14 protein-coding genes are annotated in these 18,165 nt (G+C 67.8%); 6 read left to right on the forward strand and 8 right to left on the reverse strand.

Translation table 11 applies throughout. The annotated features are described in order from the left end of the window. Positions 1-1,938, reverse strand: a complete 1,938-nt coding sequence (locus E0T84_RS24325; protein WP_138745757.1) for a glycosyltransferase — start codon at positions 1,936-1,938, stop codon at positions 1-3. Beyond that, on the reverse strand, positions 1,935-3,173 hold the full coding sequence (gene glf / locus E0T84_RS24330; RefSeq protein ID WP_138745758.1) for a UDP-galactopyranose mutase: 1,239 nt from the start codon (positions 3,171-3,173) through the stop codon (positions 1,935-1,937). Before glf ends, E0T84_RS24325 begins: the two co-directional genes overlap by 4 nt. A gap of 239 nt (positions 3,174-3,412) precedes the next feature. Here glf and E0T84_RS24335 point away from each other — a divergent pair, with 239 nt between their 5' ends. Together E0T84_RS24335 and E0T84_RS24340 are read left to right on the forward strand one after the other, a co-directional pair. Continuing rightward, positions 3,413-4,366 carry a hypothetical protein gene (locus E0T84_RS24335; RefSeq protein WP_138745759.1) on the forward strand — a complete coding sequence of 318 codons (954 nt, stop codon included), beginning with the start codon at positions 3,413-3,415 and terminating at the stop codon, positions 4,364-4,366. Positions 4,367-4,476: 110 nt separating this feature from the next. Then, a complete protein-coding gene (locus E0T84_RS24340; protein WP_138745760.1) occupies positions 4,477-6,084 on the forward strand; it encodes an N-acetylmuramoyl-L-alanine amidase in 1,608 nt (535 codons plus the stop codon). A 12-nt stretch (positions 6,085-6,096) separates the two neighbouring features. On the opposite strand, the gene E0T84_RS24345 is transcribed toward E0T84_RS24340, so the two are convergent. The 3 genes from E0T84_RS24345 to E0T84_RS24355 are packed head-to-tail and all read right to left on the reverse strand — an operon-like array spanning position 6,097 to position 8,478. Further along, a complete protein-coding gene (locus E0T84_RS24345) occupies positions 6,097-6,921 on the reverse strand; it encodes an HAD family hydrolase (protein ID WP_138745761.1) in 825 nt (274 codons plus the stop codon). Next, positions 6,918-7,679, reverse strand: coding sequence for a 1-acyl-sn-glycerol-3-phosphate acyltransferase (locus E0T84_RS24350; protein ID WP_138745762.1), 762 nt, complete (start codon positions 7,677-7,679; stop codon positions 6,918-6,920). Before E0T84_RS24350 ends, E0T84_RS24345 begins: the two co-directional genes overlap by 4 nt. A gap of 7 nt (positions 7,680-7,686) precedes the next feature. Continuing rightward, positions 7,687-8,478 carry a 1-acyl-sn-glycerol-3-phosphate acyltransferase gene (locus E0T84_RS24355; protein WP_138745763.1) on the reverse strand — a complete coding sequence of 264 codons (792 nt, stop codon included), beginning with the start codon at positions 8,476-8,478 and terminating at the stop codon, positions 7,687-7,689. Between the two features lie 90 nt (positions 8,479-8,568). Between E0T84_RS24355 and E0T84_RS24360 the strand changes: the two genes are divergently transcribed. Both E0T84_RS24360 and E0T84_RS24365 read left to right on the forward strand, forming a co-directional pair. Then, the gene (locus E0T84_RS24360) at positions 8,569-10,125 is read left to right on the forward strand and encodes an MBL fold metallo-hydrolase (RefSeq protein WP_138745764.1); all 1,557 of its coding nucleotides are present in this window, start codon (positions 8,569-8,571) and stop codon (positions 10,123-10,125) included. After that, the gene (locus E0T84_RS24365) at positions 10,122-10,457 is read left to right on the forward strand and encodes a hypothetical protein (protein ID WP_070186651.1); all 336 of its coding nucleotides are present in this window, start codon (positions 10,122-10,124) and stop codon (positions 10,455-10,457) included. Before E0T84_RS24360 ends, E0T84_RS24365 begins: the two co-directional genes overlap by 4 nt. On the opposite strand, the gene E0T84_RS24370 is transcribed toward E0T84_RS24365, so the two are convergent. Further along, positions 10,454-11,278 carry a DUF5718 family protein gene (locus E0T84_RS24370; RefSeq protein ID WP_070186650.1) on the reverse strand — a complete coding sequence of 275 codons (825 nt, stop codon included), beginning with the start codon at positions 11,276-11,278 and terminating at the stop codon, positions 10,454-10,456. The two genes, E0T84_RS24365 and E0T84_RS24370, sit on opposite strands and share 4 nt — an antisense overlap. A 125-nt stretch (positions 11,279-11,403) precedes the next feature. Here E0T84_RS24370 and E0T84_RS24375 point away from each other — a divergent pair, with 125 nt between their 5' ends. Beyond that, positions 11,404-12,093, forward strand: coding sequence for a hemerythrin domain-containing protein (locus E0T84_RS24375; RefSeq protein WP_070186649.1), 690 nt, complete (start codon positions 11,404-11,406; stop codon positions 12,091-12,093). Between the two features lie 16 nt (positions 12,094-12,109). Here E0T84_RS24375 and E0T84_RS24380 read toward each other — a convergent pair whose 3' ends face one another. Both E0T84_RS24380 and serS read right to left on the reverse strand, forming a co-directional pair. Continuing rightward, complete coding sequence (locus tag E0T84_RS24380) at positions 12,110-15,442, reverse strand: AfsR/SARP family transcriptional regulator (protein WP_138745765.1); 3,333 nt, start codon at positions 15,440-15,442, stop codon at positions 12,110-12,112. 16 nt (positions 15,443-15,458) lie between these two features. Further along, on the reverse strand, positions 15,459-16,715 hold the full coding sequence (gene serS, locus E0T84_RS24385; protein ID WP_070186647.1) for a serine--tRNA ligase: 1,257 nt from the start codon (positions 16,713-16,715) through the stop codon (positions 15,459-15,461). 167 nt (positions 16,716-16,882) lie between these two features. On the opposite strand from serS, the gene E0T84_RS24390 reads away from it, so the two are divergent. After that, positions 16,883-18,165 (forward strand): septum formation family protein (locus E0T84_RS24390; protein ID WP_110765013.1); only part of this gene is annotated, 1,283 nt, incomplete at its 3' end.

An 18,165-nucleotide genomic window follows, 5' to 3' on the forward strand; every position in this document is an offset into this window, starting at 1 on the left:
TCAGTTTTTCTCCGCCGACTCTGTCAGCAACACCGTCTCCCACTTCTGGGTGCTGGTCAGCACCGGCAGCGCCTCACGATAGACCTTGCGCATCCGGTCGAACTGACGGACCACACGTAATTGCTGGCGCAGCGAGGCGCGCAACAGCGCGAACATCTTGGCGCGGTCGCGCTGCCGGTACACCACACCTCGGCCATCCGCGGTGGTGACGGTGACCCCGTCGGCCCGGCACAGCGAGAACCAGCGCGCGTCCTGGGTCGCCACGTTGATCTGTGGCCGGACATGGGTTTCCGGATCGTGCCGGCGCATCTGATGGACGACGCCGCGGGCCAGGTTCACCAAGATGGCCGGCTTGGACACCGGGATGCGGATCCTCTTGCGCTTGAGATCCGAGGCCGGCGGCAGCTCGGTGGCGCCGCCCAACACCACGGCGTCAGGGAACTGCTGGCGCATCGCGCGGATGTCGGGCAGCGCCGATTCCAGGATGGAGAAGATGTGTTCCGGGCCGGCCAGGAAGTCCTCCATGGCCCGGTTCTGGATGGCGACCGTCGAATATTCAAGGCACAGCAGGTGTTTGAACGTGGCCTTGAGGTGGCTGGCCAGCAGTCCGCGCGCGTCGCCGTCCCAGTGCACAGCAGAGACCACCAGCCGGTTGCGCAGGTGGAAGTAGGCCTGCCAGTCGATGGCGTCGTCCTTGTCGCTCCAGGCCATGTGCCAGATCGCCGCACCGGGCAGGGTGACCGTGCGATAGCCGTGCTCGGCGGCGCGCAAGCCGTATTCGACGTCGTCCCACTTGATGAACAGCGGCAGCGGCTGGCCGAGTTCCTCGGCCACCTGACGGGGGATCATGCACATCCACCAGCCGTTGAAGTCCACGTCGATACGGCGGTGCAGCAGCTTGCTGCGGTCCGAATCGGTGTCATCGAGGGCGTGCTTGGCGAAGTCGTGGTCGTACTCGGCGTTGGGGGCGGCCGACCACATGAAGTTCGTGCGGTCGACCATCTCGCCCATGATGTGCAGGTGCGAGGGTTCCTGCAGGTTGAGCATCTGGCCACCCACCAGGATCGGTTCCTTGGCGAACCGGTTCATAGCCAGGGCGCGCAGGATCGAATCGGGTTCGATGCGGATGTCGTCGTCCATGAACAGGATCTGTTCACAGTCGGTGTTCTTCAGCGCCTCGTACATCACCCGGCTGTAGCCGCCGGAACCGCCGAGGTTGGGCTGGTTGTGAATGGAGAGGCGGTCGCCCAAGCCCGCCGCGGCGGCCTGGAAACCGGGATGGTCCTTCGCCTTGCTCGTGCCCTGGTCGGAGACGATGACCGCGCTGACCACCTCGTCTACCAGCGGATCCGAGGTCAGCGCGGCCAGGGCGTTGACACAGTCGGAGGGCCGGTTGAAGGTCGGGATGCCGACGGCCACATTGGCCCGGCCCGGCGCGGGCGTCGGGGCGTACCAACCGGCGCTGTGCACCCGCACTGCGGTGTCGGAGGTGATGTCGAACCAGATCCAGCCGCCGTCTTCGAAGGGGGTCAGGTCGATCTCGAATTCGACCACAGCGGGTTCGGAGGAGTCACCGCTGGAGACGGGGGCGCCGCCGACGGTGATGCGCGCACCCGTGGCCTTGGAGCGGTAGACGTCGACGCGGGCCGTGCCCGTCAGCTCGACGCGCAGGACCACCGACTTCAATGTCGACCACCGGCGCCAGTAGCTGGCCGGGAACGCGTTGAAGTAGGTGGCAAACGAGATCGCGGACTCGGTGGCGATCTCAAGGGTGGTGCGGGTGGGCGCATGTGCCCGGCGGGCATTGGTCGGGTCGTCGACGAGGTAGAGCTTGCGGACGTCGAGCGGCTCGCCCGGTCGCGGCAGGATGACGCGGGCCAGCAGACTGACGGCCCGCGACTCTCCGGCGTCGAGTGCGCCGGATGGGATGTCACTCATGCTTTGCTGCTTTCCTCTTCGGTAGCCAGCGGCGCACCGTCGGACAGGTGCGGTGCCAGGGTGTTGTCGTACATGTTGAGTGCGCTGGCGATGGCCATGTGCATGTCAAGGTACTGGTAGGTGCCCAGCCTGCCACCGAAAAGCACCTTCGCCGTGGCGGTCTCGGCCTTGGCGCGGGCCCGGTAGGAGGCCAGCAGGGCGCGATCGGCTTCGGTGTTGATCGGGTAGTACGGCTCGTCGTCCTCTTTGGCGAACCGCGAGTATTCCCGCATGATCACGGTCTTGTCGGCCGGGTATTCCCGCTCCGGGTGGAAATGGCGGAACTCGTGGATCCGGGTGTAGTCCACGTCGGCGTCGTTGTAGTTCATCACCGGGGTGCCCTGAAAGTCTCCGGTGCTAAGCACCTCGAGTTCGAAATCCAGTGTGCGCCAGCCCAACCTGCCTTCGGAATAGTCGAAGTAGCGGTCGAGCGGGCCGGTGTAGACCACCGGCGCGTCCGGATTGGCCGCGCGCAGGCCGTCGCGGACGTCGAACCAATCGGTGTCCAACCGCACCTCGATGCGATCGTCGGCGGCCATGTTCTCCAGCCAGGCGGTGTATCCGTCGACCGGCAGGCCCTCGTACGTGTCGTTGAAGTAGCGGTTGTCGAACGTGTAGCGCACCGGCAGCCGGGTGATGTTGGCAGCGGGCAGTTCCTTCGGGTCGGTCTGCCACTGCTTGGCCGTGTAGTCCTTCACGAACGCCTCGTAGAGCGGGCGCCCGATCAGCGAGATGGCCTTCTCCTCGAAGTTGGCCGCCTCATGGCCGGCGATCTCGCTGGCCTGGTCGGCGATCAGGGCGCGAGCCTCATCCGGGGTGAAGTAACGGCCGAAGAACTGAGCGACCAGACCGAGGCCCATCGGGAACTGGTAGGCCTGGCCGTTGTGCATCGCGAAGACCCGGTGCTGATAGCCCGTGAAGTCGGTGAACTGCCGCACGTAATCCCACACCCGCTGATTGGAGGTGTGGAACAGGTGGGCGCCGTACTTGTGGACTTCGATACCCGTCTGCGGTTCGGCTTCCGAGAAGGCGTTACCACCGATATGCGGGCGGCGTTCTATAACGAGCACGCGCTTGCCGAGTTGCGTCGCCACGCGCTCAGCGATCGTCAGACCGAAGAAACCGGAGCCGACGACGAATAAGTCGAAATGTCCGCTGGACTGGTCTGCAGCGACCCGGGGAGATAAGGACGTCATCGGCAGCCAGGGTATCCGACCGCGCCCCCCTGCCCCGAATTCGGCGAAGGAGCCAGGTCGCAATTCGCTCACGATTCAATATCGTCACTTTAGACCCATGAGTCACAGCTTTAACATCGATCTCGTTGGCACTCATGGACTTCACCGCATCGGATTCCGGATGCCGACGCAGCAAGAGGAAAGCACCACCCTGCAACCCGAAGTGCAGTCCTTGCAGTAAACATATTGAGGAGACTTCCGTGCCGAACCGTCGTCGACGCAAGCTCTCGACAGCCATGAGCGCAGTCGCCGCAGTGGCAGTCGCAAGTCCAGTCGCCCTAGTTGCCGTATCGCAGCTTTCCCCCGCGCCCCAAGAACGCGAGTTCACCCAGGCCGCACTGGTCACCGACCTCCCCGGCGAGCTGATGTCCGCCCTGTCACAGGGGCTGTCCCAGTTCGGCATCAACCTGCCGCCGATGCCGACCGGTCTGCTGACCGGCTCGTCGCCGACGCCGACGCTGGGCTCACCCACCCTGACCTCGCCGGGCCTGGCCTCCCCAGGCTTGACCGCGCCGGGCCTGACCGCGCCGGGTATGCCGAGCCAGGGCTTGACCGCGCCCGGACTGGCGTCCCCCGACGCGGCACTGACCAGCCCCAACGGACTCGCCCCTACCGCGGGCTCGCCGACAGGGGCATTGCCCTCGGCAACCGGGTCCCTCACCGATCCCGCGCTCACCCCGGCGGGCGCAGGGTCACTGACCGACCCGGCGCTCACCCCGCCGGCCACCGGCGGGCTGACCGACCCGGCAGGCTCGCTGACCAACCCGGCGCTCACCCCGCCGGCCACCGGCGGGCTGACGACGTCGCCCACCTCATTGGGCGGCACCGGCCTGACCACCTCCCCGGTGGGCCTCGACCCGTCACTTTCGGGCGGCCTGCCCGCCCCGGGTGAGGTGCCGATCTCGGCCCCGATCGGGCTCGACCCAGCCGCGGGCACCTACCCGCTACTGGGCGCCGATCCGTCGCTGTCGGCGATGCCCGCCACCAGCAGCGGTGGCGGCGGCCTGTTCGGCGACCTGTCGAGCGCCGCCAATCAGCTCGGCGCAGGCCAGGCGATCGACCTGCTCAAGGGCATGGTGATGCCGGCGATCACCTCGGCGATGAAGCCGCCGGTGCCGGCACCCGCCCCGGCGCCCGTGCCGCCGCCCGCATAACAGGACCCGGTTAGAAGAACGGCACCGCAGAAGCCATCTGGCTCTGCGGTGCCGTTGCGTGGAGCGTGTCGAACCATCCGTAACACCAGGCTCATACGTAACATCAGTCCGTGCAGTCCCGCCGTTCCGCTCCGTCGATACTCTTCACCGCCCTTGCGGCGACGGTCGTGATCGTGCCATGGGCGATCAGCGGCACCGATTCCGGCAAACAGTCCACCGCCGCTGACACTGCACCAATACTCACACAGCAATCTCTCGAAAACCTTGCCGTCGGCGAGAGCATCCGCGAGATCCATCAGGACACCCCGTTCTCGATGGTCGCGCTCACCTCGCCGGACCTGCGCGGCACGTCCGCCCGGGTCCGTGCCCGCAAGGACGACGGCGGCTGGGGCCCCTGGTACCAGGCCGAGAATCTCGACGGCGTCGGCGCCGACACCGCAGGCCCACGCGGCACCGAACCGGTGTTCGTCGGCCGCACCAACACCGTGCAGATCGCCGTCACCCGCGCACCGCGGGCACCCGCGGCACCGCCCGGGAAACCCGGCGCGGCACAACCCGCACTCGGCTATATCCCCGCCAACGTCCAGGCACCCATCGGTCAGAACGTGACCGCGGTACTGATCACCCCGCCGCAGGCACCCGCCGACGTCCGGCCACTGCCGACCGCCGCCATCAACCCCGGCCAACCGCCGACCATCATCAGCCGCGCCCAGTGGGGCGCCAACGAGTCGATGCGGTGCGGAAACACCGTGTACGACAAGGGTATTCGCGCCGGCATCGTGCACCACACGGCGGGCAGCAACGAGTATGCCCCCGAGGATTCAGCAGGCATCGTCCGGTCGATCTACGAGTACCACACCCGTGAGCTGGGCTGGTGCGACATCGCCTACAACGCCATGGTGGACAAGTACGGGCAGGTTTTCGAGGGCCGCGCCGGCGGAATGGACAAGCCCGTCGAAGGGTCCCACACCGGCGGCTTCAACATCGACACCTGGGGCGTGGCGATGATGGGCGACTTCGACGTCGTACCGCCCACCGAGATCCAGGTGCGCAACACCGGCCGCCTCCTGGGCTGGCGGCTCGGGCTCAATCACGTCGATCCGCACGGCACCGTCGTGCTCACCTCCGCAGGCGGGTCTTTCACCCACTTCCCACGCGGAGCCACCCCGACCCTGCCGACGATCTTCACCCACCGCGACGTCGGCATCACCGATTGCCCCGGCAACGCCGCGTACGCCCAGATGGACCACATCCGCGACATCGCGGCCCGGTTCAATCAGCCGCCCGGGCCCGCGGACCTGGCCGACCAGATGCGCGGCGGCGCGATCTACAACCGCTGGCAGGCCGAAGGCGGGGCGGCCGGCCTGCTGGGCAACCCGACCTCACCCGAGACCGTAGGCAAAGGGGGTGCCCGGTACGCGACATTCGAGCGCGGCGCCGTCTACTGGTCACCCGCCAGCGGCGCCCAACCCGTCACCGGGGCCATCTACGAGGCCTGGGGAACACTGGGCTTCGAGCGCGGTGTGCTGGGCCTGCCGACCAGCGCCGAAATCCCCGAGCCCCAGTGGATCGTGCAGAACTTCCAGCACGGCACACTGAACTTCGACCGCGAGAAAGGCACTGTGACCCGCGTGGTCGACGGTGTGCCCGTGGAACTGCCCCCGCCGTCACCCGATCAGCAGCCCGTGCAGCTGGAGCGCTTCACCCCCATCACCTGAGCGCCCGAGGCGTCAGGACCACCAGCGTTCCAGCACCCGGGCCACCCCGTCCTCGCGGTTGGTCACGGTCACCTCGTCGGCCGCGTCCACCGCGGCAGGATGGGCATTGCCCATCGCCACCCCGCGCTGCGCCCAGCTCAGCATCGGGATGTCGTTGGGCATGTCGCCGAAGGTCACGATGTCGGCGGCAGTGAGCCCCAGCGGAGCGGCCAGCTCTTCGACGCCGGTGGCCTTGCTGATGCCCAGCGGCACCACCTCGATCAGCCCGTTGTTGGTCGAGTAGGTGATGTCACCTTGGAGCCCAACGTGTTCGAGGAGTTCAGCGGCCATGTCAGCACTGCGCGCACCGGCCTTGCGGATGAGCAGTTTGACCGCCGGTGCGCTCAGCAGATCCTCGACCGACACCTCGGTGTTGTCCGGGTTGAGCCAGGCATGCTCGTAGCCCGGTGAACTGACGAACTGCGGGGTCGCGGCATCATGCGCGGACGAGCCCACCCGCTCCACCGCCAAGCCCGCGCCGGGAATGACCCGGGTGGCGATCTCGGCGAGCTCGCCGAGCACCTCGGCCGACAGCGTGTGGGCCGAGATGATGCGGTCGGTCGACGGGTCGTAGATCACGGCCCCGTTGGCGCACACCGCCATCGGCGCCAGCCCCAGACCGTCGACCACCGGCGCGATCCACCGCGGCGGGCGCCCGGTGGCCAGCACGAAATTCGCCCCCGCCTCGACCGCGGCCTGTACCGCTGCCCGGGTGCGCGGCGTGACCTTCTCGTCCTCGTCGAGCAGCGTTCCGTCCACGTCGGTGGCGATCAACCCCGGCGCCCACTCGACGCTCACCTGCTGCTCTTCGCTTCACGTTCGGCACGCTTGCGCGCGCGTTCGGCCAACTCGGCCTCGTCGAGCCGCTTGGCCTCCTGGAGCGTCGGAGCCGTCCCACCCAGCCGGCGCGGCACCCAATGCGCCCCGGTCGGGGCCGGGTAGTCCTGCTGGGCCCGGGTCAGCAGCGAGGACATCCCTGCCCGGAGCGACTCATCGAGCTGGGCAACGGTACCCGTAGGCACAATACGTGGGCCGATCTGAACAGTGACAGGAATTTTCTTGCGCCCCAATGCTTTCGGATGATCTTTGGTCCAGATGCGGTGCGCACCCCAGACGATCAGCGGAACGATCGGCACGCCGGCTTCCAACGCCATCCGGGCCGCACCCGTCTTGAAGTCCTTGAGTTCGAAGCTACGGCTGATCGTCGCCTCCGGATACACCCCGACCAACTCGCCACGGCGCAATGCCTCCACCGCCACGGCGTAGGCCCCGGCGCCTGCCCTACGGTCCACCGGGATCGTCCCGGTGTGCCTGATCAAATAGTGGACCACCTTCACCTGGTCCATCTCCGCCTTGATCATGAACCGCAACCGCCGGCCACGCTCGGTGGCCGCCAGGCCGGCCGGAAGGAAATCCACGTAGCTCGTGTGGTTGATGGCCACTACGGCACCACCCTTGGCGGGCAGATTCTCCAACCCACCGAAGGTGATCCGAGTCCCGGTGGCCCGTACCGCGAGCCTGGCGGCGATCTCCAAACTTCGGAAAACCGGTTCCATACGCGTCTTACCCCGAGGCCCCGGTGGGTCCAGAAGGCCCAGAAGGGCCGTCCAACGCGCGCCTGGCCGCCTTCGCGGCCGCTTCCTCGGCATCCATCCGATTGGCCTCGGCCAACGTCGGCGCCGAACCGCCCAGGCGGTGCGGTACCCAGAATTCGCCGGGAGGATACGGACCATAGGTGTCCTGAACCTCAGCCAGCAGGTGCTGCATGCGTGAATGCAGCAGCGCGGTCAGCTCGATTGCGGGCAGGGTCGGCTGAATCGGCTCGCCGACCGCGATCGAGATCGGCACCTTCGGCCGATACAGGTTCTTCGGATGGCCCTTGGTCCAGATGCGCTGGGCACCCCACACGATGTGCGGCACGATCGGCACCCCGGCTTCGATCGCCATCCGGGCCGCGCCGGACTTGAAATCCTTGATCTCGAAGCTGCGGCTGATCGTCGCCTCCGGGTACACCCCGACCAGTTCCCCGGCCTTGAGGTAGTCCACCGCTGCCTCAAATGACGCCGCACCACTGTCCCGGTCGACCTCGATATGCCGCAGGCTGCGCATGATCGGGCCGGTGACCTTGTTGTCGAAGACTTCCTTCTTTGCCATGAACCGCACCTTGCGGCCCCGCTTCTGCAAGTAGGCCGGCAAGCCGGCGAACGTGAAGTCGAAGTAGCTGGTGTGGTTGATGGCCACCACCGCGCCGCCGGTGACCGGGAGGTTCTCCACCCCGGTCACGGTGAACTTCAGCCCCTGCAGCCGCCAGGCCATTCGAGCGAGTTGTATGACAGTCCCGTACACCGGTTCCACGTAGCCAGCCTAATCCCAGCCCGTATCTGCGCGTCACCCAACTCGGGCTAGGCTGGGCGGGCATCGAAGTACTCCATCGAAAGGCCGTTTGTGCAGGTCACCAGCGTCGGGCATGCCGGCTTCCTGATCGAGACCAAGGCTGGCAGCATTTTGTGCGACCCCTGGGTCAATCCCGCCTACTTCGCCTCGTGGTTCCCGTTCCCGGACAACAGCCAATTGGACTGGGCAGCGCTTGGCGACGTGGACTACCTCTACGTGTCGCACCTGCACAAGGACCACTTCGACCCGGAGAACCTGCGCCGCCACGTCAACAAGGACGCGGTGGTGTTGCTGCCCGACTTCCCGGTGCCCGACCTGCAACGCGAACTCCAGGCGCTGGGCTTCCACCGGTTCTTCGAGACCACCGATTCGGTGAAGCACACCGTCAGCGGCCCCAAGGGCGACCTCGATGTGATGATCATCGCGCTGCGCGCACCCGCCGACGGCCCGATCGGTGACTCAGGTCTGGTGGTCGACGACGGCGAGACCGTCGCATTCAACATGAACGACGCACGTCCGGTGGATCTCGAGATGTTGCATGCCGACTTCGGTCAGGTCGACGTGCACATGCTGCAGTATTCGGGCGCCATCTGGTACCCGATGGTCTACGACATGCCCGCGCGCGCCAAGGAAGCCTTCGGTATCCAGAAGCGCCAGCGCCAGATGGACCGGTGCCGCCAATACATCGCACAGGTCGGGGCAACGTGGGTGATCCCCTCGGCCGGGCCGCCCTGTTTCCTGGATGCCGAGCTGCGCGATCTCAACGACGATCACGGCGATCCGGCGAACATTTTCCCCGACCAGGTGGTGTTCCTGGACCAGATGCGCCGCCACGGCCACGACGGCGGCCTGCTGATGCTCCCCGGCAGCACCGCGGATTTCGCGGGATCCCAACTGAACTCGCTGACCCACCCGGTCGAGGATCCCGAGACGATCTTCACCACCGGAAAAGCCGCGTACATCGAGGACTACGCACAACGGATGGCCCCGGTGCTGGCCGCGGAAAAGGCCTCCTGGGCCCCGGCAGCCGGAGAGCCCCTACTGCCCGGGCTGCGGGCACTGTTCGAGCCGATCATGAGCCAGACCGACCAGATCTGCGACGGCATCGGCTACCCGGTGGAACTGCGCCTGTCGGGCCCCGGCCACAACGAGACCGTGGTGCTGGATTTCCCGAAACGTCTTGTGCGCGAACCTATCGCGGATGAGAAGTTCCGCTACGGTTTCGCCATCCCACCCGCGCTGGTGCGCACCGTGCTGCGCGACAACGAGCCGGACTGGGTCAACACGATCTTCCTGTCCACCCGCTTCGCGGCCTGGCGCGTGGGCGGGTACAACGAGTACCTCTACACGTTCTTCAAGTGCCTGACCGACGAGCGCATCGCCTACGCCGACGGCTGGTTCGCCGAGGCGCACGACGATTCTTCGTCGATCACCCTGGACGGCTTCGAAATCCAGCGCCGGTGCCCGCATCTCAAGGCCGATCTGTCGAAGTTCGGTGTGGTGGAAGGCAAGACACTCACCTGCAATCTGCACGGCTGGCAGTGGAACCTGGAGAACGGCAAATGCCTGACCACCAAGGGCCACGAGTTGCGGTGCTCACGCGCATGAGTGCCCCGCGCCAGTACTACGACGACGGCCTGATCCAGCTGGATCGCGAGGCGATCACGTTGCGGCGCTACCATTTCCCGTCGGGAACCTCGAAGGTGATCCCGTTGCGGGACATCCGCTCGTACCGGGCCGAGTCACTCGGCCTGGCCCTCAACCGGTTCCGCATCTGGGGCAGTTCGGACCTGCGCCGCTGGATGCCACTGGACGTGTGGCGGCCGATCAAGTCGACGCTGATCACCTTGAAAGTCAACGGGACTCGCCCCGATCCGGCGTTCACCCCACAGCGCCCCGCCGAGTTGATCGCGCTACTCGACGAACTGCTCGGCAGTTAACGCGCGGAAACCACCTGCCGCAGTTCAGAAGCCGCACTGGACGCACTGTCGTACACCCGGACGATCGCCTCATCTCCAGGCTTGAGGAAGGTGGACTCACCGAGCGGCGTGTAGCGGGTGGCGCCGATACCGATCAGCACGTTCTCCGGATGCCCGCTGGCCACCATCAAGGCACCGACATCCTCCAAAGGTGTGTCCGCCGAACCCTTCTGATTGGCCAGCCGCTCGACGATCCAGTCCAGCAGCACCTCGCCGTAGTACGAGTAACCCACCAGCGGTGAATCCACGCCGTATGCGTGCTGCTCGCCGTCGTTCTCGCTCAGGTAGCAGACCAGCCGCATCGTCGCGGTAGGGCCGTCCGGGGTCAAATCGCTGATCTCGAAGAATTGCGGCGCAACACCTTTGGACGCGGGGCCCCAGTTCTTCTTGTGGCTGATCTTCGGTGCACCCGGTCGGCGGATCGAGCAGTCGTTGAAGGCGCCGAGTGCGAACGGCTCCAGCCGCACCACGGTGTCGCCGTTCCACACCACCTGGCAGGCCACCCCGACCTCGGGCTCGATCTGCAAGTTGAGCGGGCCTTGAAAATCTGGGTCCTCGCCGACGTCTGGAATCAAGATGGCATCGCTGGACAGCGGGAACTCGCCCAGGAAATCGTCGCGGCCGGGCGCGTACCACGGGAAGATGCCCTTGGGGGCATACCCTTCGGTGACCACCTTGACGAAATCCCCGGCCTCTCCGGCCTGTTCGAGATGGCCCGCGAAATTTCCGGCCACACCGAAGCCGAACCAATTACGCACCTCGCCGAGGTCGATATCGATCATGGCTGCAACCCTACTGTGGCCGCGACAAGCCGGAAACAAGTCGCACTTAAGTCGGCGCGCCCAGGCTGTGCACCAAGACATCCGATCCGCCAACCCCGGATCCGCAGAACCCGAGGAGCACCGCCGTGTCCACCACCGTCACAGTCGAACCCCGCAAATCCGGCGATCCCGCGCCCGACCTGCTGGGTATCACCCTCGCGCACCGCGCGATGCTGACCGATCTGACCCGCCTGACCGAGCTCGCCACGGCGGTGCGGGACCGGGATGTGATCTGCACTCCCGGCCGTGCCCGGGCGATTTCGCGATACCTGGAATGGCTGTGCGATTCCATTCACCATCACCACACCGTCGAGGACACCGTGTTGTGGCCGGTGATCCAGGCCAGCGTGGGCAGTCATGTCGACTTGAGCGAGCTGACCGACGACCATGCCGCCCTCGACCCGAGGCTGGACCAGCTGCGGGCCCGCGCCGCGGCGTTCCGGCTGTCGATGGGTGACCGCCAGATCGCCGGCGTGATGGCCCTTGAGCTGGCCGAACTCTCGGCATCGCTGACCGAGCACATCAACGACGAGGAGCTGGAGGTGTTCCCCTTGATCGCCGAGCACGTCTCGGTTGCGGACTGGGAGTCGGTGGAGCGGGCCGCCCGTGACGGCAGCCGCATGTCGTTCGACGGTCCACGCTCACTGGCGGCGATGACCGACGAGGAACGTTCGACACTGGCACAGCACGTCGGGATCGGGCTGCGGATCCTGCTGTCGGTGTTGCAGCTGGTGCACCGGCGGCGGGAACGGGCAGTGTTCGGCGTGAGCCGATGATCCGGCACCGCCGGAGTCAGTCGATGAAGGCCCTGGCCTGTTCGGCCAGCCGGTCCCGCAACGCCGCAGCGGCCTGGCGGTAGCCTCGCGCCACCTCAGGACGTCCCAGCGCGTCGGCGGCGGCGGCCAGCGCCTCGTCCACCGGGCCCACCATCAGCCCGTCGACGCCGAGCCCGGCGATCCGGCCGGAGTACGCACCCAGATCGGCTGCCCGCGCCCGGGCCTCGTCGAGGTCGCCGAGTGCCACCGCCGCGTTGACGCGCAGCACGGTGAACGGAAGCCAGAAATACGCTCGCTCGATCGGTTGGCGGGCCTGCCACAGTTCCCGAGCTTCAGCGTCACGACCGCGTGCGATCAGCGCCAGCACCGCGGCGTCCAGCGCGGCGACCGACACCTCCCGGTAGAAGAACACCAGTTCGTCGGCCAGCAGGCCCAGATCTCCGAGACAGAACTCACCCGTCACGCGTCCGACCATCGCCAGCTTGGCCCCGTTCGCGGCACCGTTCTCCACCATGCGCGCGGCCAGGTCGGTGTAGGCGCTCACCGCGTCGTCCAAGCGTCCCGCCAGCAGGTGCATCCGGGCCCGGAACAGCCCGAGCACGCCGAGAAGGTGCACGAGTTGCCCGGTGCCGGCGCGGGCCACCGCGATGTCCACGTGTCGTTTCGCCGTCGCCAGATCGCAGCGGTGACCGGCCGCCAGTGACAGCAGCCAGTGCGCCACCGCTTGATAGTCGGCCTGCTCGGTGGCCTCCGCGGTCCGCAGCAGTTCAGCTGCGGTCGAATCCCGTTCGGCGTCGAGGTCGGGTCCCAACGCGCAATAGGCACGGACGTTCAGCGCAGTGCACAGCAGCCGGCCCGACGCTGCCGGGTCCGCGGCGTAGGCCTGCCGCGCCAGCTCCAGCAGTTCGGTGCTGGCGGCCAGCGCCCCGTCCGGGTCGGTGCCCTCCAGTTCCACGTACAGCGCCTTGAGCAGCCGGATCCGGTCGGCCACCGCGAGTTCGGTGGGCTGTCCGTTTCCCTCGGCCAGCACCCGGCGCAGCAGCCCGATCATGTGGGTGTCGGATTCGTCGTATTCGCGGTCCCGCCACACCAACGGGGTGTCCCAGGCGGTGAGCACCCGGACCATCAGGTCGTCGCGCGACTTCCCGGTCAGCAGTTGCAGCGCGGCCTTCATCTCGATGCGCGCCGCGACCGCGTCACCGGACTGCGCGAGCGCGGAGATCAGCCCGCACCGGGCGTCGATCTCGCGCTCGAGGCCGTCGGCCAAGGGCGCCAACCGCCGACCGGCCGCCAGCTCGAGCATCTGCACGGCGGCCCGCCACTGCCGGGCGGCTTCGGTGTACGCGCCGACCGAATCCGCCTCGCGCGCCGCCTCGGTGGCGAAAGCGGCAGCGGTCAAAGAGGTTTCGGCTGTCGCGGCGGCAACAGCGTGGTGCGCCAGGGCAGCCGGATCGACCGACCTCGCCGGTGCGCGCAGCAGTTCCAACGCGGCCGCGTGCAAACGGGTCCGGCGCAGCTTCGAGGTGTCCTCGTAGAGGGTGTCGCGGACCAGTGCGTGGGCAAACCGTAACCGGCCGGGTTCGGGCTCGTCGAGCAGACCCAGCAGGACGGCCGGCTCCAGCGCGTCGAGCAGGTCGTCGGGGTCGATGCGGCCGAGTTCGGAGAGCAGGTCGACGTCGATGTCGCGGCCCAGCACGGCGGCCTGGCGCAGTGCGGTGACGGTCGGCCCCGGAAGTCGGGCCAGCCTGCGCCGCAACACATCTCGCACCCCGACGGGAACCGAGGCCCACACCGCATCGGTCCCTTCGGCGGCCATCAGCCGGGCCAGTTCCCGGATGAACAGCGGGTTGCCGCCCGTCCGCTCGCGCAGCAACCGCAGCGCCTCGCCACTGGCGGCGGCCAGCCCGCAATCGGCGGCCAGCGCCGCGGTGGCCGCCGCATCCAGCCCACCCAGCATCAGGTGTGCCGCGGTGTGCACCGTCAGCGCCGCCCGGGCCACTTCCAGCTCGCCGCGGTCCTCCGAGGGCCGATAGGTACCGATGACCAGCACCCGAAGGTCCTTGATCCGGTCGGCCACCAGTCGCAGCAGCTCCAACGTCAGCCCGTCGGTCCGGTGCAGATCGTCGAGCACAACGGCCAGCGGTTGCTGCGCGGCGACCACGCTCAGCACGTCGGCCACCGCGTGCCCGAGCCAGAACGTGCCGGGCTCGACCACGGCGCCGTCGTGCAGCAACGGAGCCAGCGCCTGCCGGTCGTCCAGTGAGCCGGCGGGGTCGACGAGTTCTCGCAACACCTCGGTCCACGCCCACCCGGCCGGCGCGCCGTGCACCTCTGGACAACGGCCGAGCACCGTCCGCCAGCCCGCCGCGCGCAACCGGCTCGTCGCGGCGGCCGCCAGCGTGGTCTTACCCGAGCCCGCTTCGCCTGCGATCCACAGCACCGAGCTACCGCCGGCGGCGACCGCGCTTGCGGCCGAGTCGATCTCGGCGAGTTCCTCGGCCCGGCCATAGGCGCCGGCCTCGATGCGGTCGGGAGGTGCCATCTCCGGTATCGCCGGCTGCGGGAGCGTCCGTGACGGCTCCAGGTGGTCAGCCTGACACAAGATGTCGCGTTCGAGATCGCGCAGCGCGCGGCCGGGTTCCAGCCCCAGCTCATCCACCAGGTGGTCCCGGGTGCGCCGCAACACCTCCAGGGCATCGGTCTGACGTCCGGTCCGGTACAAGGCGGTGGCCAGCACCGCGGCGGCGCCCTCGCGACCGGGGTGCTCGCGGACGTGGCGCTCCAGCGCGGCGACGACGGTGCCGTACCGGCCGAGTTCCACCTGCGCACCGGCCTGCGCCTCCACCGCCGAGAGTCGCAGTTCGGTCAGCCTGGCCACCTCCGGTGCGGCCCACAACGCGTCGCCCGCGCCGGCGAACGGATCACCCGACCAACCGGCCAGCGCCAGTTCGAGCCCCCTGACCCGCTGCTGTGGATCCGATTCTTCATATGCCGCAGTGACCCTGGCTTCGAACTGCCAGGCGTCGACCGCATCGACCGGCAGTCGCAGGCAATATCCGGGCGCGGCGCTGACCAGGATGCGGGCCGGGGCCCGCCGCGGCCGATCCGGCTCCAGCCCGCGCCGCAGATGCGACACATAGACCTGCAGCGCCGACAACGCCTTGGGTGGCGGCTCCCCCTCCCAGAGGTCGTCGATGAGCCGATCGACCGACACCGTGTGGCCGTGTGCGACCACCAACCGCGCCAGCAGCGCCCGCTGCAGCCGGGCGCCGAGATCCACCGGATCGTCGCCGACCCAGGCCTGTACCGGGCCGAGCACTTTCACCCGCACCGGGCTGTCCGCAGTCATGGCCGCGGTGTGGTGCTTACCGGGGTTCCAGCACCGGGGTGCCGACGAACGGCACCAGCGCGTCGGGGATGCGGACGCTGCCGTCGGGTTGCTGGTGGTTCTCCAGGATCGCCACCAGCCAGCGGGTGGTACCGAGCGTTCCGTTGAGGGTCGCGGCGATCTGCGGCTTGCCGTTCTCGTCGCGGTAGCGCGTGGCCAAACGCCTGGCCTGGAACGTCGTGCAGTTCGAGGTGGAGGTGAGTTCCCGGTAGGTCTGCTGGGTGGGGACCCACGCCTCGCAGTCGTACTTGCGCGCCGCCGAGGAGCCGAGATCTCCTGCGGCGACGTCGATCACGCGGTAGGGCACCTCGATGGCCGCCAGCATCTGGCGCTGCCAGCCCAGGAGCTTCTGGTGCTCGGCCTCGGCGTCTTCGGGCTTGCAGTAGACGAAGCCCTCGACCTTGTCGAACTGATGCACCCGGATGATGCCGCGGGTGTCCTTGCCGTAGCTGCCCGCCTCGCGCCGGAAGCACGACGACCAGCCGGCGTACCGCTTGGGTCCTGCGGACAGGTCGAGGATCTCGCCCGAGTGGTAGCCCGCCAGCGGCACCTCCGAGGTGCCGACCAGGTACAGGTCGTCGGCCTCGAGGCGGTAGATCTCGTCGGCGTGGGCGCCGAGGAATCCGGTGCCCGCCATGACTTCTGGGCGCACCAGCACCGGCGGGATCATCAGCGTGAACCCGTTCTGCACCGCCACCTGGGTGGCCAGCTGCAACAGGCCCAGTTGCAGCAGCGCACCATGGCCGGTGAGGAAGTAGAACCGCGAACCCGACACCTTGGCGCCGCGTTCCATGTCGATCAGCCCGAGCGCCTCGCCCAGCTCGAGGTGGTCTTTCGGGTTGTCGATGCCCCGCGGTTCACCGACTGTGTCGAGCACCACGAAGTCGTCCTCGCCGCCGGCCGGCACCCCGTCGATGATCACGTTGCCGATCGCCATGTGGGCAGCCGTGAAGGCGCTCTCGGCCTCGGCCTGTGCGGCCTCTGCGGCCTTGACCTGCTCGGCCAGGTCCTTGGCCTGTTGCAGCAGCGCCGGCCGCTCCTCAGGTGTCGCCTTGCCCACCAGCTTGCTGGCCGCCTTCTGCTCGGCGCGCAGGTTGTCGGCCGCCGAGATCGCGGCCCGCCGCGCCGTATCGGCCTGCACCAGCGCGTCGACGCGCGCCGGGTCTTCTCCGCGAGCCCGTTGCGATGCACGGACGGTGTCGGGATTGTCGCGCAGCAGCTTGAGGTCGATCACGGGCGCAACCCTACTTTTTGAAGTGCGGCGACGTACATCTGAGGTGGCCGGTCGAGAGGTATCCGAGCGACGCCGTCCACCTGGCCCCGACCGCCGGGCACAACCACGCAACATTACAACCGCATCAGTTGTCACAGGTGCTGACACGCCTGTCACAATGGGGGGCAATGTTGGAACCATCCGAGCACCCCGAGAACCCCGACGGTGGGGTCCTGCTCGCCGAACCGCCGCCGGACGAATATCCTGCGCGGGACCGGTGGTGGCAGAGTCTGGCAGCCGCGTCGACACGACGCGCGCTGCTGTTGACCGCGCTCGGCGCCTTGCTCATCGCGGGGCTGATCACCGCGTTGCCCCGCAGCGAGGGGTCGAACTCCGGCGGAACCATCGCGTTGGGTCCGCGTGGCAACGACACGTTCAATCACGTCAAGCGCGGCGATTGCCTGAACTGGCCCGGCCGCAACCCGGACGCCGCGCACATCGTCGACTGCAAGGACAACCACCGTTTCGAGGTGGCCCAATCGGTGGACATGCGCACGTTCCCGGGCAGTGAATACGCTCCCGGCGCGCCGCCACCGTCGGTGGACCGGATCAAGCAGATCAGCCAGGAGCAGTGCACTCCGTCGGTGCGCGGTTACCTGGGCCCGAAGTACGACCCGAACGGCAAGTACACGATCGGCCTGCTGTGGTCCGGCGAGAAGGCCTGGAAGCAGTCCGGTGAGCGCCGCATGTTGTGCGGCCTGCAGTTGCTCGGCCCTGGTGACAGCCAGTTGGAGTCCGCGGGCAAGGTGTCCGAAGTCGATCAGTCGAAGGTGTGGGCCGCGGGCACCTGCCTCGGCATCGACGCCGCCACCAATCAGCCCACCGATGTCCCGGTCGATTGCGCGGCACCGCACGCGATGGAGGTCACCGGCGCGGTGAATCTCGGCGAGAAGTTTCCCGGCGGGCTGCCGTCAGAGGGCGACCAGGACAACTTCATCAAGAACACCTGCACTGAGCAGACCGATGCCTACCTGGCCCCGGTTCAGTTGCGCACCACCACGTTGGCCTTGAGTTACAGCACGATCTCGCTGCCGAGCTGGTCGGCAGGCAGCCGTCAGGTGTCGTGCAGCATCGGTGCCACTTTGGGCAACGGCGGCTGGTCGACATTGGTCAACAGCGCCAAGGGGCCGTTGATGATCAACGGGCAGCCCCCGGTCGCACCGCCCGACATCCCGGAGGAGCGGCTCAACATGGAGCCCATCCCGATGCCGGATGTCGATGAGCCGTCGTCGTCCTCTTCGAGCTCGGGTTCGTCCGGCTCCTCGGGCTCGTCAGGTTCGAGTTCGTCGGGCTCGTCAGGCTCGTCAGGCTCGAGTTCGTCGTCGGGGTCCTCCAGCTCCTCCGGTTCGTCGAGCTCATCAGACTCGTCGGGCTCGTCGTCGAGCGGCCAGCACATGCCACAGGCCGCGAC

This window comes from Mycobacterium sp. DBP42 (genome assembly GCF_005924235.1).
Lineage (GTDB): Bacteria > Actinomycetota > Actinomycetes > Mycobacteriales > Mycobacteriaceae > Mycobacterium > Mycobacterium syngnathidarum.